Raw genomic sequence first — 24056 nt, forward strand, 5'->3', positions numbered from 1 at the left:
TGTTCCTCCTCAACCCTAGGTATTGGAAGATTTGAGAGCGAGGCAGAACTGCGACTGTAATTAATGCAGAGAATTAAGTAATCATAAGGTAATTAGCCTTCAAAAGGCTGCGATCGCGACTTGATTTTGAGTTAATGTCGTGCGATCGCTGTATAGTTGAGGAAGAAGCAATTATTGTTCAGCTAACTTCGACAGTTTCGGCACAAACCTGATTCGAGATCGGTTGCAGTCGAAAGGCAACAGTAACAAAGATTGAGATAATCCGTATGACCCTCTAAAATTTCTCCAGCGTTGCAGTCATAGTCTTTAGAGGCAATCTTAACGATTTGGGTAATGACTTGGTGGGATTTTTGCAGTCCGATGATATTTAACACTTGTTCGTCATTCAGCAGTTTAATAACATCATTGAGCATATAACTCCCAGTATGATTTGACATAAAACCTCCTCCAGTCTCAATGCTCGTTAAAAAATTGAATAGATTGAGTAAATAATATCATTAAATAGGACAAAATAACTAATACATCGATGGCAATTATGCGTTATTTTGACAACTCCCCGTACCATTATCGCCCAGTACCAAAAACCGATTACTAAACAAGAGTACCAGTTGTTTCATAAGACTTACATGGCTGAGGGTCTCATAAATAACGAAAAGATTTCAATATTTGTTGTCGCAACTGTTCTAAAGCAGGTTCTTCTTCAAGAATTTTGTTAGTAAATAATAACTCATATATGAGCGGTACTCCTAACTGTAACTCTTCTAAAATATCCTGTTTGGCAAATACATCTTGTGGCTTTCCTTCTAAAACAAGTTGCCCTTTATCCATAACAAAAACCCAGTCTGCCCAACGGTAAACTAAATCTAAGTCATGGGTTGCCATCAGAGTTGTTGTTCCAGAAACATGAATCTTTTTGAGGGTTGCTATTAGGTTTCTGGTATGTAATGTATCTAGGTAAGCTGTAGGCTCGTCTAGTAACAGTAACTCAGGTTGTAACACCATAACATCTGCTATGGAAACTCGCTTTTTTTGTCCCAAACTTAGGTGATGAACTGGTCTTTCTGCAAGTTCCGTTAACCCAAATTCGACTAAAGCTTGTTTGACTTTATCTTGAATTTCTACTTCTGGCAATCCTAAGTTACATAAACCATAAGAAATATCTTCTTCAACGGTAGAGGCTACTAACTGTTGTTCTGGATCCTGAAAAATCAACCCAACTTTTTGTCTCAATTGTACTAAAGAATTGCGATCGTATTTCAGTGGGTTACCTTTCCAAAGTATACGTCCTTTTTGGGGTTTGTATAAACCATTAGTTAGTAAAAATAGTGTGGTTTTGCCACAACCATTTAAACCGATTAATGCACATCTTTTATTTGCAGGAATTCTAAGCGATAGCCCATTCAAAGCAGGTTGTTTTGCGCCTGAGTAGGTATAGTAAACTTGCTCAAATTCGAGTAACCATTCCTGCATAGCGTCCCCATTCCAAACTGATTAATAATGCACAGCCAAAAATTGCTTCCATAAAGAAGCGCTTGGATTGATGATAACGATGGGGATGCCAAACCCGCAATTCTTCACTAAATCCTCGTGCAGCAAGACTTAAAGAAACTTGACGATAATTTTCTATAGTTCGATTAAGTAACTGTCCTATCAATAGGGCTAAGCTTTTCATCCCAACAGAGAAGGTACGATAACCACCACGGGCTTGTTGAGCAGTCCATAATTCAGTTGCTGTATTTAAAAGCACAAAAATAAAGCGGTACATGAGTAATAAAAGCTCGGTTATAAGCCCTGGTACTCCAATACGACGCAGGATGTGTAGCAGTTCGGTGAAGGGAACAGTTAGTATGATAAAGTATAGGCAAGAAAGAGAAGCAAGCGATCGCAACAAAATAGTCAATCCTTGCTCAATACCCCGATGACTGACATATAAATAATAAGACCCAAAAGTCAAACCAAACATTGAGTCTGTTTGCTGCATTATATCTATGTGAGAAACAGGAACCCCACCGATCGCTAATGCTGGAAAACTCGTCAGCCAAAATAAAGCTGCAAAATAGACTAGTGTTAAGTAAGTTTTAAGAGGGATTCCTGCATAAAGCACTATCCAAACACTTATCCAAACCGCAATCAAAACCTGGACAAGTGGATGAGCAACAGTAGAGATAATTAACAGGGTAGTAGCAAACAGTAATTTTTGCCCTGGTGGTAACCAGCGCAAGCGATTTGTATAAGCTAAGGTATCAATTTGAATTTTCATTCTTGTTATTACTGAATTCCGATCGCCCCTTATACAATCCAATAACATAGCCAATCGCGCCTGCACCTGCTGCTGCTTGTACGGCAAACAATAGACTTTCTACTTCTCCACCGGGTAATTGAATTAAAGAATTGAACCATGGTTTATACTGGGGCTGTATCTCTTTGATTGCTTCTTCAGCTTGACCATCTGCTCCGCCAAACTCCGAGCCTTTTTTAACAACTAACGGTGTAACTATTAATAAAACTACTGCTAGCAGCAATAGCCAATTATGCCATTTGAGATTTTTGTTATTTGTCATTAGTCAAGTGTCACTGGTCATTGGTCAAAACTCAATGTTGGGTTTCGTTCCTCAACCCAAGCTACTGGTCACTGTTAATTAGGTTTAACATTTTTAGTTCCTCTCGACCATAGCTAGAAAGCCAGTTCCATACCAACACGGTTAACAATCCTTCACTAATAGCTAAGGGTACTTGGGTAATGGCAAAGATTCCGGCAAATTTGGCAAATGAAGCGAGAAAACCACCTGTAGTTGCTGGAAATGCTAACGCCAATTGTATGGAAGTTATCACATATGTTATCAAATCTGCTACAGATGCGGCTAGAAATATCGCTAACTTTTGTTTGCCAGTTTTCATAACCAAGCGGTATATCCAAAAGGCAACAAATGGACCAGCGATCGCCATTGAAAATGCATTGGCTCCTAGTGTAGTTAATCCGCCATGTGCGAGTAATAGTGCTTGAAATAACAAAACTAAACTCCCCAACACTGACATGGCTAATGGTCCAAAGAGAATTGCACCCAACCCCGTACCTGTGGGATGGGAACTACTTCCCGTGACTGAAGGCATTTTTAATGCTGAGAGTACAAAGGTAAAAGCACCAGCTAATGCTAAGAGTAATTTTAGTTCTGGTGTGGCTTTGGTAATGCGCGTTAGCGATCGCAATCCCAGAACAAAGAACGGTAGTGCAACTACCCACCAGAAAATTGCCCACCCTAGTGGTAAAAAACCTTCCATAATATGCATCGCGTAAGCTGGTTTGGGTAGGCATACAATTAGGTAGAAGCTTACGACAGCTATTAAGAGAAGATTTACAAATTTTGAGGATTTTTTTAGTTTCAAGAGAATTTTTGACACAATATGTACCTGCAGATGCATCAATCTATATTAAATTGGTACGGGTCTTGACTCAAGAAGAATGATTTGAGGCAAAAGTTCCCCATCCCTGTTCTTCAGTAAGTTCGAGCAGAACTCAGTCAATAATAATAAAAAATTATAGTTTTTGCAAAAACTATAAAGTAATTAATTTTTTTATTGTAGATTTTTTTCGTAAAAGTCTGTATTCTCAAATAAGCGTGTGAAGCGTCTGTGAAGTGCATTCGCTCTAAATGAAGTTTCTCTTAAGTATCAGGGAACCCATTTACCTAATGGGAGAGGGCTTCTTTTAACAGTCATCAGTGTTCAGTTCACAGTTATCAGCTTTCTATATCTGTTCTATGTTCACTGTTTGCTGATTGAAGGTTTTCCTCCATCATCAATAGCTGTTTCTTGAACACCAGATGGAGATTTATTATGGTGCGAGATTCGTGTGTTGATTCAGGTTTTGGGGAGTTTCCAAAACAGTTGCATATTTCCAAAGTTTCAGTCTATCGCAGTCAAGCAACGCTGTTTTTAATAGGGTGGTTTATCAGTTGGATAATTCTCTCATTCATGTGGAGAACCCAACCAATTAGAGCCAAAACGATATTTGTTTGGATGTTGCTTTTAGTTATTGCTGCCACTGTTATGAGTTGGCATCCTCTATTCCCATCTCTACAAATAGTTTAGTAAAAATATACGGAGGATTTGAGGAATGCAGAGACAAACAAAACAAAGCTTGATTGAAACGATAAAGAAAAATATGTGGACTTTGATAGGAAGTTGCTTTCTTATACCTATGATGTATCAGATTGCTACAATTCCGGTACAACAGAGGGATCTTTTTAAACCCCATATCAACTATTTAATTAAAGAGGAGGTCAGTCATTAAACAACTTTCTCTCAAATAGCGTTCTTTTAGCACAACATATGGCATTTTATTTCTCCCAGTTTTGAATGTACCCCCTTAATGACCGAATTCGGCGGTTGTTAAGGGGTTTTTATCAGTAGGTTGGGTTGAGGAACGAAACCCAACATTTGAACGAAACCCAACATTTGAACGAAACCCAATATTTGAACGAAACCCAACACCAATGCAAATCATCTCATCTTGTGGTATGGACGTCCTCGCCCGTACTTTGTGAATGACGGGCTAGAAGCCCGTACCACAAGAAATTTCCAGCAATTTTAAGATATTTTTTATGTAGAAGCCTTTAAATTCTGAATCAATTTCTTTATTCCATGAATATTAGTTCTGCCCTACCTACTTTTGTCATCACACTACGAGAAGGAGTGGAAGCAGCCCTTGTGGTTGGGATTGTACTGGCTTTACTAGATAAAGCAAAACAATCTCGCCTTAATCCATGGGTTTATGCTGGTATCGTGACTGGTGTTGCTATCAGCGCACTGATTGGTTTTCTGTTCGCGTGGGTTATTCAAGCTCTGACCGCAATTAATCCTCAGTATACACCCGTAGTTAAACCGTTGATGGAAGGTGTATTTAGTGTATTGGCGATTGTGATGCTTAGTTGGATGCTGATTTGGATGACCAAACAAGCAAAATTCATGAAAGCTCAAGTTGAGGGATCGCTTTCCAATACCTTAAAACAAGACTCAAATGCTGGATGGGGTGTTTTTACTCTTATCTTAATTGCTGTTGTCCGTGAAGGCTTTGAAACTGTGCTATTTATTGCTGCTAACTTTCAACAAGGTCTTATTCCTACCGTTGGTGCTATTGCTGGTATCATAGTGGCAGCGATTGTAGGTGTGCTGTTGTTTAAGTTAGGTGTTAAGATTAACATCTGGCAGTTTTTCCAGGTCATGGGTGTTTTATTGGTATCGATCGTAGCTGGGTTAGTTGCAACAGCGTTACTTAAGTTCGATCGCGCCACAGGAGCTTTTTCTGCGAGCAATCCTGCTTCTGAAAGTCTTTGTTTCTATTACGATCGCTTTGCCGAAACCCATTCTTGCATTCTCGGTCCTATGGTGTGGGACACTTCTCATCTTCTTCCCGACCGAGAGTTTCCTGGTGTTGTGCTTAAATCTTTGTTTGGCTACAGAGAACATTTCTATCTCGTACAAGCGATTGGATATGTCGTGTTTATAGTGACAGTTGGAGGTTTATATTTCCGCAGTCTCACAACTCCAACCACCACCAACCAATAATTATCTACAGTTTTCAAATAAATGAACTAAACTATGCTCTTGTGGTACGGGCGTCTCGCCCGTGCATTAGAACCTACTAATCCCTACCCCCTACTCACTAAAATGATTTGCGTCAAACAGTTATTTGTTCACCCATTTAAAGGATTGAGTCCCCAGAAATGCGATCGCATTGAGTTGCGTTCCGGGCATGGTATACCGGGAGATAGGGCTTTTGCCTTAATGTTTGATGATGGGGACAAATACCTTGAACCCACAACAGTCCCGTGGATGAAGAAGCATCACTTTGCCATGCAAAATGATTGGTCGGGACTAGCAGCACTTAATTGTTCTTATGAGCCAGAAACAGGAACTTTGACAGTCAGGCGTAAAGAAGAGGAATTATTAGTAGCCGATACACATAGCTTAATGGGACGCGATCGCATTGGTAGTTTTTTCACCGGATACTTAGCAGGAATTTATCCCAGTCAAACCGCCAGACATCCACACCGCACACCCATAAAAGTTGTAGGAGATTTTGGCAAAACTCGCTATCCAGACAGAGAAGCAGTACACATTTCTTTAGTGAGTCAAGCCACTATTGATAACTTGAGCGAGTTAGCAGGTCGTTTGGTAGATGTGCGTCGTTTCCGTCCTAATATTGTTTTAGATGGCGTTCCTGCTTGGGGAGAATTTGATTGGTTGGGAAAAGAAATGCAACTCGGTACAGCCCGAATTGTTGTTACAGACCGAATCGGTCGGTGCTTAAATATAGAGGTAAATCCTGAAACGGGAGAGAGAGACACTGCCTTGCTTCCTCTGCTAAAAAAGAATTTTCAACATACGCAAACTGGTGTGTTGGCACGGGTTATTACTAGTGGTAGCGTAGCAGTTGGAGAGATTTTAGAATAGCACGGGTTGGTGTTTCTAGCGTATCGATTCAACAATAACTGTTGTTGCTATTAAACAAAACAAGAGAAGCGCTAACCGCCAAACACTGCCGAGCGCAAATCTTAAGAGAAAAAAAGCAATGTTTGCTGCTCCAAAACTTAGTGATAACACGTAAGCGATCGCAAACCCAAATAGAAATAGGAAAAAGTATTTGAGGAATATAGAAGCCAAGTCAAGTAAACGGCTGTGGCGATCGTTATTCATGATGCTACCCTCAGTGTAAAAGTGATTTAAACGTTTTTTCATATTGGTGGTGAAATTCTTTCATCGGTACTTCCCTCTGCCCTACTTAAACAAAAAAGTCGGTGAGTGGTTGAATCACCCTACCGGCTTGAAAACTTCTTGTTTCTTGAAAGCCATATGTTTCAATAACTACAAATATTTAGTTGTATTTTAAATTCTGCCCAAGCTGTCAGTTTTCTTAACTGTTATAAGTAGCTAGGTGGAAATAAACAGAACTACATTACAATATGTAGATCTACCGGAAATCCTTACCAATGACGAATGACACTTGACCAATGACGATCCTCACTAGTTAACTTTAATTGTGCTGACCTACGCTGTCTTCAAGAACGATTTTTGTGGCTGAGCCTCCATCCCACCCAATTTTCCAGCACTTTTTCGTAAGTCTGCTGAATTTTATCTAGTTCTTGTGTACTAAGATGATAGCGTTGGCTAATGTGTCCGCCCAGTTCAACGATAGTTTCGTAGTTGCCTTTTTTGCTGCGGATAATAAACTCCCCGTGTTGTGTCACTGATAGGGTTTCAATGAGTAAAAAGTTAAGGTGAGAAAAAACTGGATGCAATTCAATTGAGCAGGTTTGTCTTGGAATAATATCAATTTTTCCTTCATCTTGCAGTCGAATCGGCAATGCGTCCAGAGGTTTGTCTTCAAACTTCAAGTGCATTTTAATTCCATGAGAATCACTGAAGAATTCAGGAAATCTTGAGCGTGAGAAGGTCATACCAGTTCCTCCGTAACGTTGAGTGCCAATCGCTCTTAGCGCAAGCCGAACCCGACTTATCGCGACTACAGTTATTTAATCTATGGGTGGAAAGCTGCAAATTATGTATGTCCCAAGGAAACACTTTGAATGTTGTTACCTCACATATATATAACTTTTTTGTAATATACTATATATTTTTTTGTTCTGACAAGTATTTAGACTTATATCTACCTTAAGATATAGGTACTGTAAATTCTTCTGTAGTTTGTCTAGCGTTTTTTCTCACGTTGCTATAATCAGTGACCAGTGACCAGTAACCAGGGAAATAACTGTCCTCTCTGTGCTATGCACACAAGTCGAAATTACCCCCCTTAGTCCCCCCTTGGAAAGGCTACGGTGTACACACAAGTTAAACTTACCCCCCTTAATCCCCCCTTATAAAGGGGGGAAACTAGATTTCCAGTTCCCTCCCCTTTCCAAGGGGAGGGTTAGGGTGGGGTAAAACTGACGCTCAAATCTCCTATTTATAAGTATAGATATTTATTGGTAACTGGTTACAATGTTGGGTTTCGTTCCTCAACCCAACCTACCGGTCACTGGTCACTGTTATCAAAAGTTTGTCTCACATACTATTATATGTATGGAGTAAAGATCGTATGGAAAACGCTACCAATATGTCTCAGCTTCCAGAAACTTTTATCGTAGAGGTAGCAACCAGATCTGGTGTTACTAAAACAGAGTTAGACGCTCTATTGTTGGCACTAGATAATTTTTCAGGTACCGAAATAGCTTCTAAGTTGGAAATTTCGCAAGCAGCAGTGAGAAAAAGATTGGGAGAAAGCTATCGGAAATTTGGTATAGAGGGAAGTGGAAACAAAAAACTTAACAATCTCAAACAACAACTAGTAGCTCAATATCAAAATCAAGCAAATACAAATCCAGTTGCTAGTAAGATACTTCAAGAGGATTGGGGTGAAGCTGTTGATGTAGATGGTTTTTGGGGTCGCGAAGAAGAAATTGCTAAGTTAGAACAGTGGATTGTAGGTGAGAATTCTCAACGCTGTCGTATGGTAGCAGTTTTGGGAATAGGAGGTATAGGTAAGACCGTCTTAGCAGCACGAGTTGCTAAAAAAGTACGGGGAAGTTTTGATTATCTTATATGGCGATCGCTAAACAATGCTCCACCTATAGGCGAGCTTCTCACACAGTTACTCCGTTTTCTACCTAAAGATCCAGAACACGAGTTACCGGATAACGACAATAGCAAAATATTACGGTTAATCAATGTTTTGCGAGAACACCGTTGTTTGATCGTTTTAGATAAAGTGGAAACCGTGCTTCGCAGTGGTAAAGGTAGAGTATATGAAAGGGCGGGCGAGTATGAAGAAGGGCATGAAAAGTATGGCTATTTCTTTAAAAAAATAGCTGAAGCAGGGCATGATAGTTGTTTGTTGCTGATTGGTAGAGAAAAGCCCAAGCAAGTTGCCATATTGGAAGGGAAAAATTTACCCGTTAAGGTATTGCACCTTTTGGGGCTGAATTTGGAAGAAGCGAAGGCAATGTTGAAAGATAAGGGGTTTTCTTGTTCGGATGAACAGTTGAAGGAATTAGTCGAGCGGTACTCTGGTAATCCACTCGCTCTAAAGATCGTCGCTACCACTGTTTATGACTTATTTAGTAATAATGTTTGTGAGTTTTTAAACCAAATTTACCAAGAAACAGCAGTTTATGGTGATATTCGGTCTCTTTTAGACCAACAGTTCAATCGCTTGTCAGAATTAGAAAAACAACTGATGTACTGGTTGGCGATTCATCGCAAATATATTTCGTTTACAGGATTAAAAGCCAATTTAATTACTTCAGAACCTGCAACTAGAGTGTTAGAAGCTGTGGAGTCTTTGTTAAGGCGATCGCTAATAGAAAAAGAATCAGGTTCGGGTAGATTTCGTCAACAATCTGTGGTGATGGAATACGTTACAGAAAGAATCATAGAGCGAGCTTTTGAAGAAATCCGCCAAGCAAGAACTAACGAATTCTTGAACGCTTATCCCTTGATGAAGGCGAGATCTCTCGAATATATCCATAAAACTCAGGAAAAACTAATTCTGGAACCTTTAAAAAATAAACTACTAAATGTTTTTGGCAACCAATTAGAGCCTCACCTACGTAGAATGTTAGCTAGTTTGCAGAAATACCATCCCCTAAAAAAGGGATATGCAGCCGGGAACTTAATCAATTTATTGCGCCAAATTCAGATCGACAAAACTCAAATCGATCTTAGCGGACGTGATTTTTCCGACTTAACTATTTGGCAAGCCTATCTCAAGAACGTTAAATTACAGGATACTAGCTTTACAAATTCTGACTTAACTGGTTCGGTATTTACTGAAACAATGTCGAGTCTGGTTTCAGTAAGATTCAGCCCTAACGGAGAGTACTTTGCTATTGGTACAATTAGTGGAGAAGTCCGTTTGTGGCGGACTGCCGATATTCAACAAATTCGTATTTTTAGAGGACACACCGCTTGGGTTTGGGCATTTGCCTTTAGTGCAGATAATCAATTCTTGATAAGTGGTAGCGCAGACTACACTATCAAAGTGTGGGATGTACATACAGGTACGTGTTTGAGAACCCTAACCGAACACAAGAATAAAGTTTATAGTGTTGCTTTCCAACCCAAAAGCTCGATTTTAGCGAGTGGGAGTGAAGACGAAAGCATTAAAATATGGGATATTCTTACAGGCGAATGCATAAAAACCTTGAATGGTCATAAAGATTGGGTTTGGTCAGTCACTTTTAGCCCTACTGACTATGGTATTTTAGCAAGTGCTAGCGCTGACGGTAAGATTAAAGTCTGGGATATTAACACTGATGAATGCTTAAAAACGATAGAAGGTCACAAGGGTGAGGTTTACTCTGTTGCTTTCAGTCCCAACGGTCAACTGTTGGCTAGTAGCGGTGAAGACCGAACAGTTAGACTTTGGGATGTGAAGCAAGAAAAATACTTAACAACGTTTATTGGTCATCAGAAAATAGTTTATTCGGTACGCTTTAGTCCAAATGGAAAAACTCTTGCAAGTTGCGGAGAAGATCGCACTATTAAAATTTGGAATGTTTCTACGGGTGAATGTTTGAGAACTTTAGAAGGGCACAACAGTCAAGTTTGGGCGATCGCATTTACATCTAGTCCCGATGGACGTACTCTAATTAGTAGTAGTGACGATCAAACAGCAAGACTGTGGGACACAGAAACAGGAAATTGTTTGTATGTTTTGCAAGCGTACACCCGTGGAGTTTATTCAGTTGCATTTAGTCCTAATAACGAAATCTTAGCAAGTGGTGGTGATGAGTCAACAGTCAAGTTATGGAAATTAAGTACGAGTGAGTGTTATTCCATAAAAGGACATCAAGGACGCTTGCGTTCCGTTACTTTTAGCCTTGATGGGCAAATTCTTGCAAGTGCAGGCGGTGATAATACCATCAAACTCTGGGATATTACAAACATTAGTAACAGCAAATGCATCCGAACGCTCAAAGGTCATACAAACTGGGTTTGGACAGTTGTTTTTAGTTCGGACGGGCGAGTTTTAGCAAGTAGCAGCGAAGACAAAACAGTACGAATTTGGGATTCTCACACAGGTGAGTGTTTGAGAGTTTTAGAAGGGCATACCCATTGGGTTTGGACGGTAGCAATTAGTCCCGATGGTAATACACTGGCTAGTGGAAGTGCTGACAGTACGGTCAAGATTTGGGATCTTCACACTGGTGAATGTCTTGACACTTTAAACAAGCATAAAGATTTGATTTGGTCGGTAGCAATTAGTCCCAACGGGCAATTTTTAGCAAGTGGTAGCGAAGACCAAACGGTTAAGCTTTGGGACATTAAGACAGGAAAATGTCTCCAGACTCTGGAAGGACACAGCAAACAAGTTTACTCAGTAGCTTTTAGTCCCGATGGGCAAACCCTTGCAAGCGGAAGCGGTGATGCAACAGTTAAACTGTGGCAAGTCAACACAGGTCTTTGTCTGGATACCCTGACACGAGGACACACAGCAGCAATCCGTTCTGTCGCATTTAGTACTGATGGTCGGATTTTAGCAAGTGGTAGTGAAGATGAGAACATTCAACTTTGGGATGTTCAAAAGTGTAGCCGATTGCGACCTCTTAAATCCGATCGCCTTTACGAACGTATGGAAATTACAAATATCACTGGTCTGACAGATGCTGAGAAAGCTTCTTTAAAGGCTTTGGGTGCAGTGGAAAAAGGCGAGTAATTTTCTAATAACTGATAAATTTTTGATAAATTCATTACGGGAATGTTCTTGCTACCTATTTAACTCAATGAAAACAACTCGTCGAAAAGCCCCAGTCAATCCCCGCATGGTGAATCGGCATGGAAATTTCAACGTCGTGCGTAAAGGAATGTCTCACAAACATTGGCACGATCCGTACCATTTGCTACTCACTCTTCCTTGGTATTACACTTTATTACTCATCAGCTTGGGATATATCATAGCCAATGCTCTATTTGCCTTGGCGTATATTCTTGGAGGCGATGGTATAGAAAATGCACGTCCAGGTAACTTTTTTGATGCCTTCTTTTTTAGCGTCCAAACAATGGCGTCCATTGGCTATGGGGCAATGTATCCTAAAACAGCATATACGAATTTTTTAGTCACAGTTGAATCGCTACTAGGATTGATAGGCTTAGCCATCGGAAGTGGGTTAATGTTTGCGCGATTTTCTCTTCCTAGAGCCAGAGTCTTATTTAGCAATATTGCGGTTATTACACCGTATAATGATGCTCCAACTTTCATGTTTCGAGTTGCTAACGAACGAGAAAACTGGATTTTAGAAGCACAAGTTAAGGTGACTTTAGCACGGACTGAAATTAGCAAAGAAGGTGACGTAATGCGGCGGTTTTATGATATGCCTCTTATTCGCAGTCAGTCGCCACTTTTTGCTTTAACTTGGACAGTCATGCACGTTATTGATGAGAATAGTCCTCTTTATGGAGTGACATCTGAGGAGATGGTAGAAGATGAAATGGAAGTGGTAATGACTTTCACAGGGATTGATGAAACTGTTTCTCAAACCATCCACGCCCGTCACTCCTATATATCAGAGGAAATTGTTTGGAATATGAAGTTGGCTGATATTTTAGGTAAAACAAAGGATGGCAGACGCTGTATTAACTATACCCGGTTTCATGATGTTGTTTCTTTAGATGAAGAAACCAATGGAGTGGGTGGATGTTAGTGTCGTCAAGAAATCATAAGTATTTTTACGTGTATTTTTTTGAAAAATAAACAATTCATAAAACGTAAAAATATGACTCAATTCTATTGAAAATAATTATTTATATAACTTCAAGAATTTTTTCTATTTCAATAAATTTTAATTAAAACTATGAAAAAATTGTAAGTTCTGGAACCGCAGCCTGTAGCAGCCCGTAGCGGATAAATCTGTTCTTCATTTAAGTGAGAACCGCTAATTTTTTTTGGAGGAGATAAGTAGTATAAAAATAATCAAAATTTAACTTTTATTCAAATTTGTCTTCGGTTATTTCTTTCAAGAATACGTAATATTTATTCCTATTATTTAAAGTTACTTAAGCATCATGTTATATTTTTTCTGAAATAATTACACTACATAAAATTTCCGATCGCTTGTTAGTAGAGCAAATTGTAAGCGCCTCCTAATCAGCGATCGCTTACATAACAATTAACCAAGGAATATTTAACCATGAAAAGAATAAGCAGGCGTAAAGCGCTGAAGATTGCAGCGCTTGCGGGGGGTTCGCTTTTGCTTCCCGTGGGGCTTCAGTATCGGGGATACGCTCAAAGAACTGATGAAAGAGTTGAACCGTTTACACTACCCTTCCATATACCACCCGTGTTAAACCCTGTCAGTAGCGATTCGACGACTGACTATTACCAAATTGTGATGCAGAAGGCTCAAGTAGGAATATTACCGGGGAGAACAACGGAGATTTGGGGATACAACGGTACGTTTCCTGGTTCCACAATTATACAAAGAAGAGATCGACAATCAATTATTAGATATATCAACAATCTTGACGTAAATACTTCAGTTCACTTGCATGGTATGCCATCGTTACCTCAGTATGATGGTTATGCTGAGGATTTGATTCCTCCGGGGTACTACAAAGATTATGTCTATCCCAATCCTACTTCTGCCATTTTGTGGTATCACGACCACGCCCTCGGTCAAACTTCTCGAAATGTCTATATGGGTTTGGCTGGAATGTATATCGTTCAAGATAATGAAGAGCTCAGTTTGCAACTCCCGAAAGGCGATCGCGACATTCCTCTGATTATTCACGATAAACAATTCGCCTCTGATGGTTCACTCATTTTTGACGACCAAGGACAGCACAGCTTAATGGGGGAAGTCATTACAGTCAATGGTGTTCCTTGGCCTCGTATGGAAGTTGCAAACTGTAAATATCGTTTTCGAGTATTAAACGCATCAATTTCTCGCTCTTACAGGCTTGCTCTGAGTACAGGTGATAGCTTTACTATCATTGGAACGGATGCAGGATTAATGGCTGCACCAGTCAATACTCAGGATATGCGTCTTGCAATGGCAGAAAGATATGACATAATCATCGATTTTTCTAAATATCCACTTGGATCTCAGGTTGTACTGCAAAATCTTGGACTTCCCAACAATGACAATTTTGGAAACACAAATGTCATCATGCGCTTTGATGTGGTGCGTTCTGAAAGTGACAACAGTTCGATTCCTAGTACATTACGCAATATTCAATTTCTATCGGAATCCTCAGCAGTGCGAACCCGCGACTTCACATTTGACCATGTGAATAGTGTATGGGTCATTAACGGTAACGGTTGGAATCCAAATCGAGTCGATGCCAACCCACAACTAGAAGAGGTGGAAATTTGGAGACTGCATAATCCTTCCGGTCTTTGGTTTCATCCAGTTCACCTTCACCTCATTGATGCTCAAATTCTCGATCGCAATGGAACGCCACCTTTTCCTTACGAGCGGGGTTTGAAGGATGTGTTCTATGTTGGTGAAAACGAAACAGTACGAATCATTGGCAGATTCAAACCTCAAACAGGTAAATATATGTACCACTGCCACAACATGGTTCACGAAGACCACGACATGATGAGCCAATTTGAAGTAGGACAAGGTGGGATAAATCCAAAGTCAGCCCCAGCACAACCTCTTTAAAAGATAAAGTATCAAGGATAAAGGATGAAAAATTCATACTTCATCCTTTATCCTTGATGAAACATTTACCCAAAAGTCAGTAGTATTCACTTTACTATTGCACGGCTGTTAAGAAGCAGCCTTCATGTTACTATCTAAATTTGCCTCTTGACGTACAGTCATGAGTTCTTGCTTGTAAAAATCATCTAATTGAGCAACAAATTTGCCATTAATAATTTGAATTCCTAATACTTTGTTAATTGTAAGAAAGTCGAGAAAGCTAGCATTATGATAGTTTTTTTCTTCAAAAGCTTTGATTTGCTCGGGTGTGCGATCGCTTAATACTGCTAGCTCTTGTTGAGTCAGTTTGAAGGCAATTCTTGCTTTAATCAGTAAGTTAGGTAAATCGTTCATGTCTGAAATCTCAAGTACCAATGGGTTTGTGGGAGGGTGAGTAACTAATGTTTCATACTCGACAATTTCATCTATGAGTTTTTGTCGTAGTGCATTGTTAGAATCTTGGCTCAACTGCCAACCATCCGGGTCTTTTAATCGCTTTTCTACGTTAGTTCTTAATTTGCGGTTAGCCTCGGCAAACTTCTCAGCCCATTCCTTGGAATATGCTAATTGCTTGTCGTTTTTAATCATAGTTCCCACTCCAATAAGTTAATAGCTATAATACCTTTACGATTTTGTTCTCTATCGCGTTGAAAAAATTCTATTGATATTGTAGACTCATCTACAGGTCGATCTGATTGATAAATTTCTCCTTTATACTTAGCTTTTTGTGCGGTACTATCATAAAACTTTAAGATTAGTGGTGATTTTTCTCTCAGGTATTCTATATCTACATCATCTCTATCCCAGCAAGCGTCAAAATCGTTGGACAATGGTTCGTTTGTCACAAAGGAACCATTAATATAAAAAGTCCGACAACCAGCTGCTTTCAAATCTGTCATTACTATTTCCATACCTTGAATCATCTGTTTGCGATTGCGCGTATAACCAAACCTCTTTTTAAACTCATTCCAATTACAGAAATGTATCCCAGGTGGGAGGTTTCCATTTTCATCAAAATCCGGAATCATCAATCAAAATAGTATCCATTATTTCATTAATTTTAATAGGTATTAGACAGGTTCTCCGTCTTCTAATGTATAAATATCTGGTTCATCATTCAAAAAATTAAATGAGCTTCCCATTTCTGCAAGTTTTATTATTTCTTGATTTGATGGTTCAGAATCATCAAACAATAGTTCTTGTGTCAAAACGTTGCGTTCCTCTGGAGAAAGAGAACGAATAATTTCGATTAGAGTATGGACTAGTTTGCTATTCATAAAACATTCACCCAAAAATCAGCAGTATCAACTTTGCCATCGCGATTAAACTGAACCCACAGTTTATAAGTTCCTGGCTGCGGGAAAGTAGTCTTGAAAGCGATCTGTCCATCACCAGTCTTTTTAAGAGCATGAGCATGGATGTAATCTGATGTCGAAAGTGGGTATGAGCTTTTTAAGATAACTAAATGCTCTTTTTCTCCCAAATACGGTTGTAAGTCCTTAACTGGTTGATTATTTGCAGTTTGCTTAAGATCGAAGGTTAAGGTGACTTCTTTACCAACCTTGGGATTCGGTTCAGATAATTTTAAATTGACTTTAACATCATTTAATATCTTGGTTGTGTTAAACTTCTCTAAATCCTTGGGAAGTGGAACTGAACCGGGAATGTTCAGTGTCATGAGGGAAACTTGTTCTTTTTGTCCGGATGGTTTGTAATCACTAAAAATTTTATACTCACCTGCTGTAGGAAAAGTTGTACTCACCTCGAAACGTCCATTTCCTTTATATTCGGGATGAACATGAGCGAAAGATTGCAAGTCATCCCTCACTACGATCGCGTGCATAGTCTTTTCTTGAAAAGTGTCAAAATTTGTAACGGCTTTTCCTTGAGAGTCTCGAACATCGATAACTAAAGACATAGGCTGATTCTGAGCTAGATTTTTAGGAGCCGTTAATTTTGCCTGAGTTGTGGAACTGTCTCCATCATGTGTCTGTTCCGTTGAATGTCCGTTATGAGATGATTCTCCGGATTTGATAGAAGAACCACAAGCAGAAGATAGTAATAGAGCCGCGATCGCAACAATTCTCGTTAAGTAATATTTCATAAAGAGTTTTGTCATTGGTCATTTGTCATTTGTGAGGGGCTAGAAGTTAATTCCTCCTTGTCTTCGGTGTCCCCCTTGTCTCCTTATATCCGTAAGCTAATATCCAACTACGATCCAAGACGAGGCGTTGGCATCAGTATTTTTACGCTTTGCATAAGCCCTAGAAAAGATGAAAATTCATAGGTTACCATTCCCGAATTTTTATTTATAACACTTTGTTTCTAAGCTTCATGCTGTGTTTACATTTAGTTAAGTTTTTCTTCGGCAGTGGAATTGTGTATGTTCGCGATCGCTTTTGATACATCATATTTAATAGAAGTATGGACGCTATGGCATCCTAGCTCCTGGCTCTCAAGTTTTCTCAAAATCTTGACTGCTATGGTTTCAGCTGTTATTGCTGTACGGTTTGTCTTTTTATTGCCTAAACCCTCAACTTCGACCACTCTATCTCAACTCGAAGAAGCCCGTAACGAACTAGAGGCACAATTTCAACAACAGATAGCCGATTTAATAGAACTTAACAAATCGCTGCAGGTAGAAATTACAGAGTACAAGCAGCGAGAGATACTGTTGCAGGAAAGCGAAGCACGGTTTCGCCTCATAGCATACACAGCCCCTATCATGATTTGGGTCTCTGATATCGATAAACTCTGTAATTACTTTAATAAAGTTTGGCTAGAGTTTACTGGAAGAACAATCGAACAAGAAATTGGTCGCGGCTGGCTACAATCAGTTCATCCTGACGATCGAGAGCGTTGTTTTCTTACCCGTACCAAAGCTTTTGATGCTCGGCAAAGCTTTAAGATGGAGTACCGACTAAGACAAAAGGATGGTGAATACCGATGGATATTAGATACGGGTATTCCACACTATACCGAGAATCATACTTTTGCTGGCTATATTGGCTCTTGCGTTGATATTACCGAACACAAGCAGGCACAAGAACAAATTCAAGCATCTTTGCTGGAAAAAGATGTTCTTTTAAAAGAAATTTACCATAGAGTTAAAAATAATTTACAAGTCATTTCTAGTTTGCTTAATCTTCAATCAGAGTATATTAAGGACAAAGATGACCTAGAAATATTCCAACAAAGCCAAATGCGAATTGAATCTATGGCTTTGATCCACCAAAAACTGTACCAATCGCAAGATCTAGCAAGGATTGACTTTAGTGAGTATATTAGAGATTTAGTAGCTAGTTTATTTAGTTCTTATGAAGTTAATACAAATGTCATTTCACTCATAGTCAATGTCGAGCGTATATTATTAAGCTTGGATGCAGCTATCCCTTGTGGGTTGATTATCACGGAACTTGTTTCAAATTCCCTAAAATATGCTTTTCCTAAAGGTGGAACAGGAGAAATTTCTATACAACTTCATACAGAAAATAATATATTGAATCTGACAGTTCGTGATAATGGTATTGGTTTACCTTCAGAATTTGATTTAAAAAATACAACATCATTAGGGTTGCAATTAGTAGATGCTTTAACAAATCAGTTATCAGGAGATATTAAAATAAATTACAATGATGGAGTCGAAGTAAAGATCGTATTTCCTTTGTTGGAGAAAAATTTAAATTGGAGAAAAAAATGACAAGGACAACAATTTTAGTGGTAGAAGATGAGGGAATAGTTGCCAAAGATTTACAAAAACGTTTACTCAAACTGAGTTATCACGTACCTGCTATTGCTGCTTCAGGAGAAGAAGCAATCCAAATAGCTGAAACAATTAGTCCCGATCTTATATTAATGGATATTCGATTAAAAGGGAATATAGATGGGATTGAAGCTGCCAAAGAAATTCAATCTCATTTTGACGTTCCAATTATTTATCTGACAGCTTATGCAGATGATAACACTTTAGAAAGAGCGCGTTTAACAGAACCATTTGGTTATGTGCTCAAACCTTTTAAAGAAAAAGAATTACACGCGACGATTGAAATAGCTCTGAGCAAGCACAAGAAAGAAAGGCAACTCAAGGAAAATCAGAAAGGATTAGTAACTGCTGTTACTAGGATAAGTGATGGCGTAATTGTTTGCGATCGCCAACAGTTAGTCACGTTTATAAATCCTATTGTAGAGAAAATTACGGGATACCGACAGGAAGAAGCATTCGGTAAAAATTTATCAGAAATTTTTCATATTGTTCCTATAAAAAGGGACAAAATAAACAATATAATATCAGAATCTCTTCAAGAAGATAAAGCATTTTTATTAGAAGAAACAACTCTGATTAACGGAGAGAATCGAGAAATTAAAATTGAATATTGTCAGGCTTCTATAGTCAATGAGCTAGGCAATCTTATTGGCGTAATTGTCATTTTCCGAGATATGACAGAGCGAAATTTAGCTAGTGAAGCAAGCAAAAAACACCTCGAACAAGAGCAAGTGTTAGCGAAATTATCAGAAATCAATCAATTTAAAGACGAGTTTTTATCGATTGTGTCTCATGAATTGCGTGCTCCTCTATCTAATATTAGAATGGCAATTCAATTATTGCAAAATACAGGTATCGCTGAGCACGGTCAGCAGTATATCAATATACTAAAAGCCGAGTGCGATCGTGAGATGACTTTAATCAACGATTTGCTAGATTTGCAGAAAGCAGAATTAGGAACAACTTGTCATTTCAATCCCGAATCGTTAGAATTACAATCTTGGTTACCACACGTTGTGGATGGATTTTCTGCCCGTATTCAAGAAAATCAACAAACTTTCAAACTGACTATTCCTCCTGAAATACCACCCTTAATTTCCGATAATACCTGTTTGACAAGAATCGTGGGAGAATTATTGAACAATGCTTGCAAATACACTGCTATAGGTGGTGAAATTGCTGTTAGCGCTCAGAACGATATATTGACATCTATTACTATTAGTAACTCAACAGAAATTCCTGCCACAGCGTTACCAAAGATTTTTGATAAGTTCTACCGAGTTCGTAGTTCTGAATTTAAAAAACAACCAGGGACTGGTTTAGGGCTAGCTTTAGCACAAAAGCTGACAGAACAATTGCAAGGAACTATTGAAGTTGAAAGTCTTAATGGATGGACAAGTTTTACGTTGAAATTGAACAACTTATCAGTGACCAGTAACCAGTAACCAGTAACCAGTGACCAGTAACCAGTGACCAGTAATCAAATTACAATAAATCTGATATGGTAAATTGACGTTGGCGATCTAGTTCTTGGAGCCGCATTTTTTCAGTGTAGAAAGCTTGATAATATGATTGCCATTTTTCTGGTTCTGCTTCAGGATCGGTTTTATCGAAAAGTTCTCGAAAGTATCGGTAACGTTTCTCTCTCATGACCGTTTCCATAGAAGCAGTAGCAGCTTGAATCAACTTTTCATGGCGTAGTAATATTTCTTTTTGAGTTTTCTCATTTAAATGAAATAAGTGAGCGACTAATTCTATTTCTTCAGGAAATTCCAGACATCTATCTTGTACAGTTGATAATAAATCGTGTTCTATTTTATCTGGAATTTCTAAAATTTGTCCCCAGAGAAATCGGTGATGGGAAAGGCTGAATTGTAAATCTCGCTCGTCTAATGCTGCAATAATAGCTTGACGATATTCTTTATAATGCAAGTAAATTTGTAGTAATAAAGCCTCTGCTTGTTCTAAAAGAATTTGTTCTGGAGTAAGAGCAATAGAAACGTTATCCTGTGACTCTGCACTTTCTTCTGGATGCGATCGCTGTATTTGTCTGTCTTGCGGTTTGTATAATTTAGGTGCTACTGCTTTTTTCGTCGATAACGCTGGAATTTGAGACAGTAAATTTTCTACTCGTAGGGGTACTAATCTAGCATCTCCTTGAGCTAGAATTTCTGCACACGAAGAAACATAATGATTGAGTGTATCAGTATTCCCTATATTTTTCAGTAATTTTACCATTTGTTGCGACACTTGCTGAAAGTCAGTCGCTTTCTTTAAATCTCGGTCTTTTGTCATTTGCCGAATTTGCCAATCAAGCCAAAGAGGAGCATCGGCTAGGAGTTGTTTGTAATCTTCCGAGCTACTTTTGAGTAAGTATTCGTCGGCGTCTTTGCCATCAGGTATATTGAGAATTCTTAACTGAACTTCGCCACTGTATGCTAACCTGGCGATTTCTCCTATGGCTTTTTCAGCAGCATTTATCCCCGCCGCATCAGCATCAAAATTCAGTATTAATTGTTTGGATTCGGTATAACGCAAGCAGGCGCGGACTTGTTCTATACTTAGGGCTGTACCGAGGGAAGCAACAGCGTTGGTAATACCAGCTGCATGGAGAGCGATCGCATCAAAATATCCCTCAACAACGACAACTCGATCTTGTTGAGCGATCGCTGCTTTGGCTTTGTCGAGAGCAAATAAAGTTTTTCCCTTGAAAAAGACTTCTGTCTCTGGAGAATTTAAGTACTTCGGTTGGTCATCTCCTAAAGTTCTACCACCAAAACCAATGACACGTCCGAGTACGTCGCAAATGGGAATCATGATGCGATCGCGAAACACATCATAATAACCATTTCCTTCTTTGCGAGGTTTAATCAAACCTGCTTTTTCAACCAATTGTACGGGATACTTTTTATCATTGACCAAATAACGGTGAAGAGTTTCCCAACCTGCAGGCGCGTATCCAAAACCAAAATGCTGAATTGTGTCTTCTTTCAATTGGCGTTTAGACTGCAAATACTGCATTGCATTATCGCCACTACGCTTAAGAGCGTGCTGATAGAATTGTGCTGCTACAGCAAGGACTTCATACAGTTGCTCCCGCAGAGAAACCTGACGTTGCAATTCTTGCCATTGTTCGGGTTCTTGAGTTTTGACGCTGACTTGGTAACGCCGTGCTAGATCGAGTACAACTTCACCAAAAGAGCGCTTTTCCAAGTCCATCAAGAACTTAATAGCATTTCCTGCAGCTTGACAGCCAAAACAATAGTACATTTGCTTAGTTTGGCTAACAGTGAAGCTAGGACTTTTTTCCGAGTGGAAAGGACACAAACCTACATAATCTTTCCCGCGCTTGCGTAAAACAACGTGTTCTGATACGACATCATAGATATCAGATCTGTGCTTAACTTCATCAATTGTATCTGGGTGCAAGCGAGGGATGTACATATTGGTCACTGGTCACTGGTCACTAATCACTGGTCAGGTGGTCACTGGTCACTGGTCTCAATCGATATTATATTCATTGGTGTGGAACTGCGCTTGGCAAAAAGAAGAAAATATCGTTATATAGGAAGCAGGACTAAATTATGGGACGTATTTTTCTATCAGCAGCTCACGGAGGTAAAAAAGCATCCGGTATTGACCTGGTTTCAACAGCCGGAAGTACCAATGAAGCAAAAGAGATGATTCTCCTGCGAGACCTGATTGTCTCAGAACTAAGAGCACGTAATTTTGAAGTTTTTACAGTTCCCGATGACTTGAGCGCTCAGCAGACGATTGTTTGGATCGATTCCCGCGCTCATCAAAAAGATGTAGCTTTAGAAATTCATTGCGATGCAGCTAGTAATCCCTCTGTACGCGGAGCTAGTGTATTTTATATCACTAATAATGAAGACCGCAAGAGTCATGCGGAATTACTACTTGTAGGGCTACTACGTCGCGTTCCTCAATTGTCTAATAGGGGTGTTAAGTCAGACGCCATGTCGAGTATGGGAAGTTTAACATTTTGTCGGCAAATATCCATTCCTTCTTTATTAATGGAAGTTGGTTTTCTTTCAAGTCCAGACGATCGCACTTTGCTGCAAACTCGTCGTCGCGACTTTGCTGTAGGAATTGCTGAAGGTTTGGTTTCATGGAGTCGGGAAGTAGACCCCGGTACAGACACGGGACAAGAACAAGCGGCTTATCAAGCAATTCATATCAATATTAACGGACAAAATTACTTGGAGCAAGGAATACTCATCAACGGTAATGCTTACATCCCTGTCGATTTAGTTGACCGTTTGCAAATTGATTTGTCCAAAGCACCCAATGTTCGGCGTGTAACTTACCACCGGGTTGTTTATGTAAAAGCTGTTGAATTGCGCGAGCATAGTATTGCGATTTCTTGGGAAGCTAGCAGTCGCACTTTATCCTTGCGATCGATTCTACAAATTTGTCCCAGTCAAATCGACAGAATTATGTCACATGGCAATGCATCGGAAGTGCAGTTGCAAATATTTTTAAGAAATAACAATGACAATGCCATAATGCAGTTTCCCGACTTATCAAAACTTTATAGAGAAGAAGCAATGATGGAGGGAGTTAATTACGATATTGCCTTTTGTCAAATGTGTTTAGAAACTGAGTTTTTACAATTTGGTGGCGATATAAAACCCGAACAAAATAATTTTGCTGGGTTGGGTACGATTGGTGGTGGAGCAGAGGCTGCTTCATTTGAGAGTGCGAGAATTGGTGTTCGAGCGCACATTCAACATTTGAAAGCCTACGCAAGTTTGGAACCCTTAGTGCAAGAAGTCGTAGATCCGCGATTTCAGTTTGTGACAAGGGGAGTTGCTTCAACAATTGACCAGTTATCAGGAAGGTGGTCAGCAGATTTGGAATACGGGAATAAGATTATAGCTATGCTCAAACGACTCTATGAGTCAGCAGGGTTACTGTAAGTGTTAGAGCTTGTGCCAAAACCAATTATGCATTAATTATTAATATATTCATTTAATATTGGAGTGCATGAGTGATTTTGTTATCTGACATACTTTAACTTAAGTAGTTCGATTACAAGTAGCGAACATAAATGCGATCGCTAAATTTCCGGTCGAAATGTCAAGTTTCTATTTCCCTAATTCCCTAAATGTTTTGTTGATAGCTAAACTGAAGCTAATGGAAAACATTGGAAAAGCCATAAGACTAGATGATGCAAATTACTGTAGAGGTATCTGAGGAGCTAGGGCGACAACTACAGCAGTTCCAAGACCGCTTACCAGAGGTAGTAGAGTGTGGTCTCCAAGAGTTGCTAAGCGAACAGTTGACTAGCAATTTTGTTGATGAGAAAGAGATCGTCGCGTTGTTGGCGAGTCAACCCACTCCAGAGCAAATTCTGGCGATTAAACCCTCACCAGAATTTCAAGCTCGTGTCAGCGATTTACTAGCACAAAATAAAGCAGGAAACTTGAGCGCGAAAGGTGAAGCCGAGCTAGAGCGCTATTTAACTATAGAACACCTTGTCCGGCTCGCAAAAGCCCGTGCATTCGCGCAATAATGAATTAGAGCGGTTACAAAAACACCGAAAGGCTAATTTTAGGAGGTCAGTATTT

Annotated in this window: 22 protein-coding genes; 10 read left to right on the plus strand and 12 right to left on the minus strand. The window is 39.3% G+C overall.

The features are described 5' to 3' along the window. Positions 1-182: 182 nt before the first annotated feature. The 5 genes from ACKTT2_RS40690 to ACKTT2_RS40710 all read right to left on the minus strand — a co-directional run bounded on the left by ACKTT2_RS40690 (position 183) and on the right by ACKTT2_RS40710 (position 3288). Positions 183-437 carry a hypothetical protein gene (locus tag ACKTT2_RS40690; RefSeq protein ID WP_407897219.1) on the minus strand — a complete coding sequence of 85 codons (255 nt, stop codon included), beginning with the start codon at positions 435-437 and terminating at the stop codon, positions 183-185. A 202-nt stretch (positions 438-639) separates the two neighbouring features. Next, the gene (locus ACKTT2_RS40695; protein WP_407897221.1) at positions 640-1470 is read right to left on the minus strand and encodes an energy-coupling factor ABC transporter ATP-binding protein; all 831 of its coding nucleotides are present in this window, start codon (positions 1468-1470) and stop codon (positions 640-642) included. After that, a complete protein-coding gene (cbiQ, locus tag ACKTT2_RS40700; RefSeq protein WP_407897223.1) occupies positions 1445-2260 on the minus strand; it encodes a cobalt ECF transporter T component CbiQ in 816 nt (271 codons plus the stop codon). The genes ACKTT2_RS40695 and cbiQ overlap by 26 nt, the downstream gene beginning before the upstream one ends. After that, complete coding sequence (locus ACKTT2_RS40705) at positions 2244-2561, minus strand: energy-coupling factor ABC transporter substrate-binding protein (protein WP_407897225.1); 318 nt, start codon at positions 2559-2561, stop codon at positions 2244-2246. Before ACKTT2_RS40705 ends, cbiQ begins: the two co-directional genes overlap by 17 nt. Positions 2562-2622: 61 nt before the next feature. Continuing rightward, complete coding sequence (locus ACKTT2_RS40710) at positions 2623-3288, minus strand: energy-coupling factor ABC transporter permease (protein WP_407897227.1); 666 nt, start codon at positions 3286-3288, stop codon at positions 2623-2625. A 546-nt stretch (positions 3289-3834) separates the two neighbouring features. Here ACKTT2_RS40710 and ACKTT2_RS40715 point away from each other — a divergent pair. The 3 genes from ACKTT2_RS40715 (at position 3835) to ACKTT2_RS40725 (ending at position 6453) form a co-directional block, all read left to right on the plus strand. Further along, positions 3835-4089, plus strand: a complete 255-nt coding sequence (locus ACKTT2_RS40715) for a hypothetical protein (RefSeq protein WP_407897229.1) — start codon at positions 3835-3837, stop codon at positions 4087-4089. A gap of 552 nt (positions 4090-4641) precedes the next feature. Further along, positions 4642-5565 (plus strand): FTR1 family iron permease, encoded by a 924-nt coding sequence (locus ACKTT2_RS40720; RefSeq protein WP_407897231.1) that lies wholly within the window; start codon positions 4642-4644, stop codon positions 5563-5565. Positions 5566-5667: 102 nt separating this feature from the next. Continuing rightward, positions 5668-6453: an MOSC domain-containing protein gene (locus ACKTT2_RS40725; RefSeq protein ID WP_407897364.1), complete on the plus strand. Its 786-nt coding sequence runs from the start codon at positions 5668-5670 to the stop codon at positions 6451-6453. A 15-nt stretch (positions 6454-6468) separates the two neighbouring features. On the opposite strand, the gene ACKTT2_RS40730 is transcribed toward ACKTT2_RS40725, so the two are convergent. Together ACKTT2_RS40730 and ACKTT2_RS40735 are read right to left on the minus strand one after the other, a co-directional pair. Continuing rightward, positions 6469-6738 (minus strand): hypothetical protein, encoded by a 270-nt coding sequence (locus ACKTT2_RS40730; protein ID WP_407897233.1) that lies wholly within the window; start codon positions 6736-6738, stop codon positions 6469-6471. Between the two features lie 320 nt (positions 6739-7058). After that, positions 7059-7457 (minus strand): hypothetical protein, encoded by a 399-nt coding sequence (locus tag ACKTT2_RS40735; RefSeq protein WP_407897235.1) that lies wholly within the window; start codon positions 7455-7457, stop codon positions 7059-7061. 638 nt (positions 7458-8095) lie between these two features. On the opposite strand from ACKTT2_RS40735, the gene ACKTT2_RS40740 reads away from it, so the two are divergent. The 3 genes from ACKTT2_RS40740 (at position 8096) to ACKTT2_RS40750 (ending at position 14663) form a co-directional block, all read left to right on the plus strand. Continuing rightward, positions 8096-11713 (plus strand): WD40 domain-containing protein, encoded by a 3618-nt coding sequence (locus tag ACKTT2_RS40740; RefSeq protein ID WP_407897237.1) that lies wholly within the window; start codon positions 8096-8098, stop codon positions 11711-11713. A 67-nt stretch (positions 11714-11780) separates the two neighbouring features. Continuing rightward, positions 11781-12698 carry an ion channel gene (locus tag ACKTT2_RS40745; protein ID WP_407897239.1) on the plus strand — a complete coding sequence of 306 codons (918 nt, stop codon included), beginning with the start codon at positions 11781-11783 and terminating at the stop codon, positions 12696-12698. A 486-nt stretch (positions 12699-13184) separates the two neighbouring features. Next, positions 13185-14663 carry a multicopper oxidase family protein gene (locus tag ACKTT2_RS40750; RefSeq protein ID WP_407897241.1) on the plus strand — a complete coding sequence of 493 codons (1479 nt, stop codon included), beginning with the start codon at positions 13185-13187 and terminating at the stop codon, positions 14661-14663. A 108-nt stretch (positions 14664-14771) separates the two neighbouring features. Here ACKTT2_RS40750 and ACKTT2_RS40755 read toward each other — a convergent pair whose 3' ends face one another. From ACKTT2_RS40755 to ACKTT2_RS40770, 4 genes are read right to left on the minus strand one after another with little or no spacing between them, the layout of a single operon-like run. Further along, positions 14772-15290 (minus strand): hypothetical protein, encoded by a 519-nt coding sequence (locus ACKTT2_RS40755; protein ID WP_407897243.1) that lies wholly within the window; start codon positions 15288-15290, stop codon positions 14772-14774. Then, complete coding sequence (locus ACKTT2_RS40760; RefSeq protein WP_407897246.1) at positions 15287-15730, minus strand: DUF6932 family protein; 444 nt, start codon at positions 15728-15730, stop codon at positions 15287-15289. The genes ACKTT2_RS40755 and ACKTT2_RS40760 overlap by 4 nt, the downstream gene beginning before the upstream one ends. Positions 15731-15772: 42 nt before the next feature. Beyond that, positions 15773-15979 carry a hypothetical protein gene (locus ACKTT2_RS40765; protein WP_407897248.1) on the minus strand — a complete coding sequence of 69 codons (207 nt, stop codon included), beginning with the start codon at positions 15977-15979 and terminating at the stop codon, positions 15773-15775. Then, positions 15976-16806, minus strand: coding sequence for a DUF8832 domain-containing protein (locus ACKTT2_RS40770; RefSeq protein ID WP_407897366.1), 831 nt, complete (start codon positions 16804-16806; stop codon positions 15976-15978). Before ACKTT2_RS40770 ends, ACKTT2_RS40765 begins: the two co-directional genes overlap by 4 nt. Positions 16807-17073: 267 nt before the next feature. Here ACKTT2_RS40770 and ACKTT2_RS40775 point away from each other — a divergent pair, with 267 nt between their 5' ends. Further along, entirely contained in the window at positions 17074-18402 is a 1329-nt protein-coding gene (locus ACKTT2_RS40775; RefSeq protein WP_407897250.1) for a sensor histidine kinase, read from the plus strand. Continuing rightward, the gene (locus ACKTT2_RS40780; RefSeq protein ID WP_407897252.1) at positions 18399-19910 is read left to right on the plus strand and encodes a response regulator; all 1512 of its coding nucleotides are present in this window, start codon (positions 18399-18401) and stop codon (positions 19908-19910) included. The genes ACKTT2_RS40775 and ACKTT2_RS40780 overlap by 4 nt, the downstream gene beginning before the upstream one ends. Before the next feature lie 40 nt (positions 19911-19950). Here the strand turns inward: ACKTT2_RS40780 and dnaG are convergent, their stop codons facing one another. Further along, positions 19951-21909, minus strand: a complete 1959-nt coding sequence (gene dnaG / locus ACKTT2_RS40785; RefSeq protein ID WP_407897368.1) for a DNA primase — start codon at positions 21907-21909, stop codon at positions 19951-19953. 140 nt (positions 21910-22049) lie between these two features. Here dnaG and tftA point away from each other — a divergent pair, with 140 nt between their 5' ends. Both tftA and ACKTT2_RS40795 read left to right on the plus strand, forming a co-directional pair. Next, complete coding sequence (gene tftA / locus ACKTT2_RS40790; RefSeq protein WP_407897254.1) at positions 22050-23405, plus strand: hormogonium tapered terminus morphoprotein TftA; 1356 nt, start codon at positions 22050-22052, stop codon at positions 23403-23405. Between the two features lie 248 nt (positions 23406-23653). After that, on the plus strand, positions 23654-24001 hold the full coding sequence (locus tag ACKTT2_RS40795) for a hypothetical protein (protein ID WP_407897256.1): 348 nt from the start codon (positions 23654-23656) through the stop codon (positions 23999-24001). Positions 24002-24056: the final 55 nt, after the last annotated feature.

Origin of the sequence: Scytonema hankhaensis NUACC26, assembly GCF_045865695.1 — a bacterium.
Lineage (GTDB): Bacteria > Cyanobacteriota > Cyanobacteriia > Cyanobacteriales > Nostocaceae > Scytonema.

Excerpts from the sequence above, each read along its gene's own strand:
- ACKTT2_RS40690 (WP_407897219.1), bottom strand. The coding sequence starts at position 437 with ATGTCAAATCATACTGGGAGTTATATGCTCAATGATGTTATTAAACTG.
- ACKTT2_RS40695 (WP_407897221.1), bottom strand. The coding sequence starts at position 1,470 with ATGCAGGAATGGTTACTCGAATTTGAGCAAGTTTACTATACCTACTCA.
- cbiQ (WP_407897223.1), bottom strand. The coding sequence starts at position 2,260 with ATGAAAATTCAAATTGATACCTTAGCTTATACAAATCGCTTGCGCTGG.
- ACKTT2_RS40705 (WP_407897225.1), bottom strand. The coding sequence starts at position 2,561 with ATGACAAATAACAAAAATCTCAAATGGCATAATTGGCTATTGCTGCTA.
- ACKTT2_RS40710 (WP_407897227.1), bottom strand. The coding sequence starts at position 3,288 with ATGCATATTATGGAAGGTTTTTTACCACTAGGGTGGGCAATTTTCTGG.
- ACKTT2_RS40715 (WP_407897229.1), top strand. The coding sequence starts at position 3,835 with ATGGTGCGAGATTCGTGTGTTGATTCAGGTTTTGGGGAGTTTCCAAAA.
- ACKTT2_RS40720 (WP_407897231.1), top strand. The coding sequence starts at position 4,642 with ATGAATATTAGTTCTGCCCTACCTACTTTTGTCATCACACTACGAGAA.
- ACKTT2_RS40725 (WP_407897364.1), top strand. The coding sequence starts at position 5,668 with ATGATTTGCGTCAAACAGTTATTTGTTCACCCATTTAAAGGATTGAGT.
- ACKTT2_RS40730 (WP_407897233.1), bottom strand. The coding sequence starts at position 6,738 with ATGAAAAAACGTTTAAATCACTTTTACACTGAGGGTAGCATCATGAAT.
- ACKTT2_RS40735 (WP_407897235.1), bottom strand. The coding sequence starts at position 7,457 with ATGACCTTCTCACGCTCAAGATTTCCTGAATTCTTCAGTGATTCTCAT.
- ACKTT2_RS40740 (WP_407897237.1), top strand. The coding sequence starts at position 8,096 with ATGGAAAACGCTACCAATATGTCTCAGCTTCCAGAAACTTTTATCGTA.
- ACKTT2_RS40745 (WP_407897239.1), top strand. The coding sequence starts at position 11,781 with ATGAAAACAACTCGTCGAAAAGCCCCAGTCAATCCCCGCATGGTGAAT.
- ACKTT2_RS40750 (WP_407897241.1), top strand. The coding sequence starts at position 13,185 with ATGAAAAGAATAAGCAGGCGTAAAGCGCTGAAGATTGCAGCGCTTGCG.
- ACKTT2_RS40755 (WP_407897243.1), bottom strand. The coding sequence starts at position 15,290 with ATGATTAAAAACGACAAGCAATTAGCATATTCCAAGGAATGGGCTGAG.
- ACKTT2_RS40760 (WP_407897246.1), bottom strand. The coding sequence starts at position 15,730 with ATGATTCCGGATTTTGATGAAAATGGAAACCTCCCACCTGGGATACAT.
- ACKTT2_RS40765 (WP_407897248.1), bottom strand. The coding sequence starts at position 15,979 with ATGAATAGCAAACTAGTCCATACTCTAATCGAAATTATTCGTTCTCTT.
- ACKTT2_RS40770 (WP_407897366.1), bottom strand. The coding sequence starts at position 16,806 with ATGAAATATTACTTAACGAGAATTGTTGCGATCGCGGCTCTATTACTA.
- ACKTT2_RS40780 (WP_407897252.1), top strand. The coding sequence starts at position 18,399 with ATGACAAGGACAACAATTTTAGTGGTAGAAGATGAGGGAATAGTTGCC.
- dnaG (WP_407897368.1), bottom strand. The coding sequence starts at position 21,909 with ATGTACATCCCTCGCTTGCACCCAGATACAATTGATGAAGTTAAGCAC.
- tftA (WP_407897254.1), top strand. The coding sequence starts at position 22,050 with ATGGGACGTATTTTTCTATCAGCAGCTCACGGAGGTAAAAAAGCATCC.
- ACKTT2_RS40795 (WP_407897256.1), top strand. The coding sequence starts at position 23,654 with ATGATGCAAATTACTGTAGAGGTATCTGAGGAGCTAGGGCGACAACTA.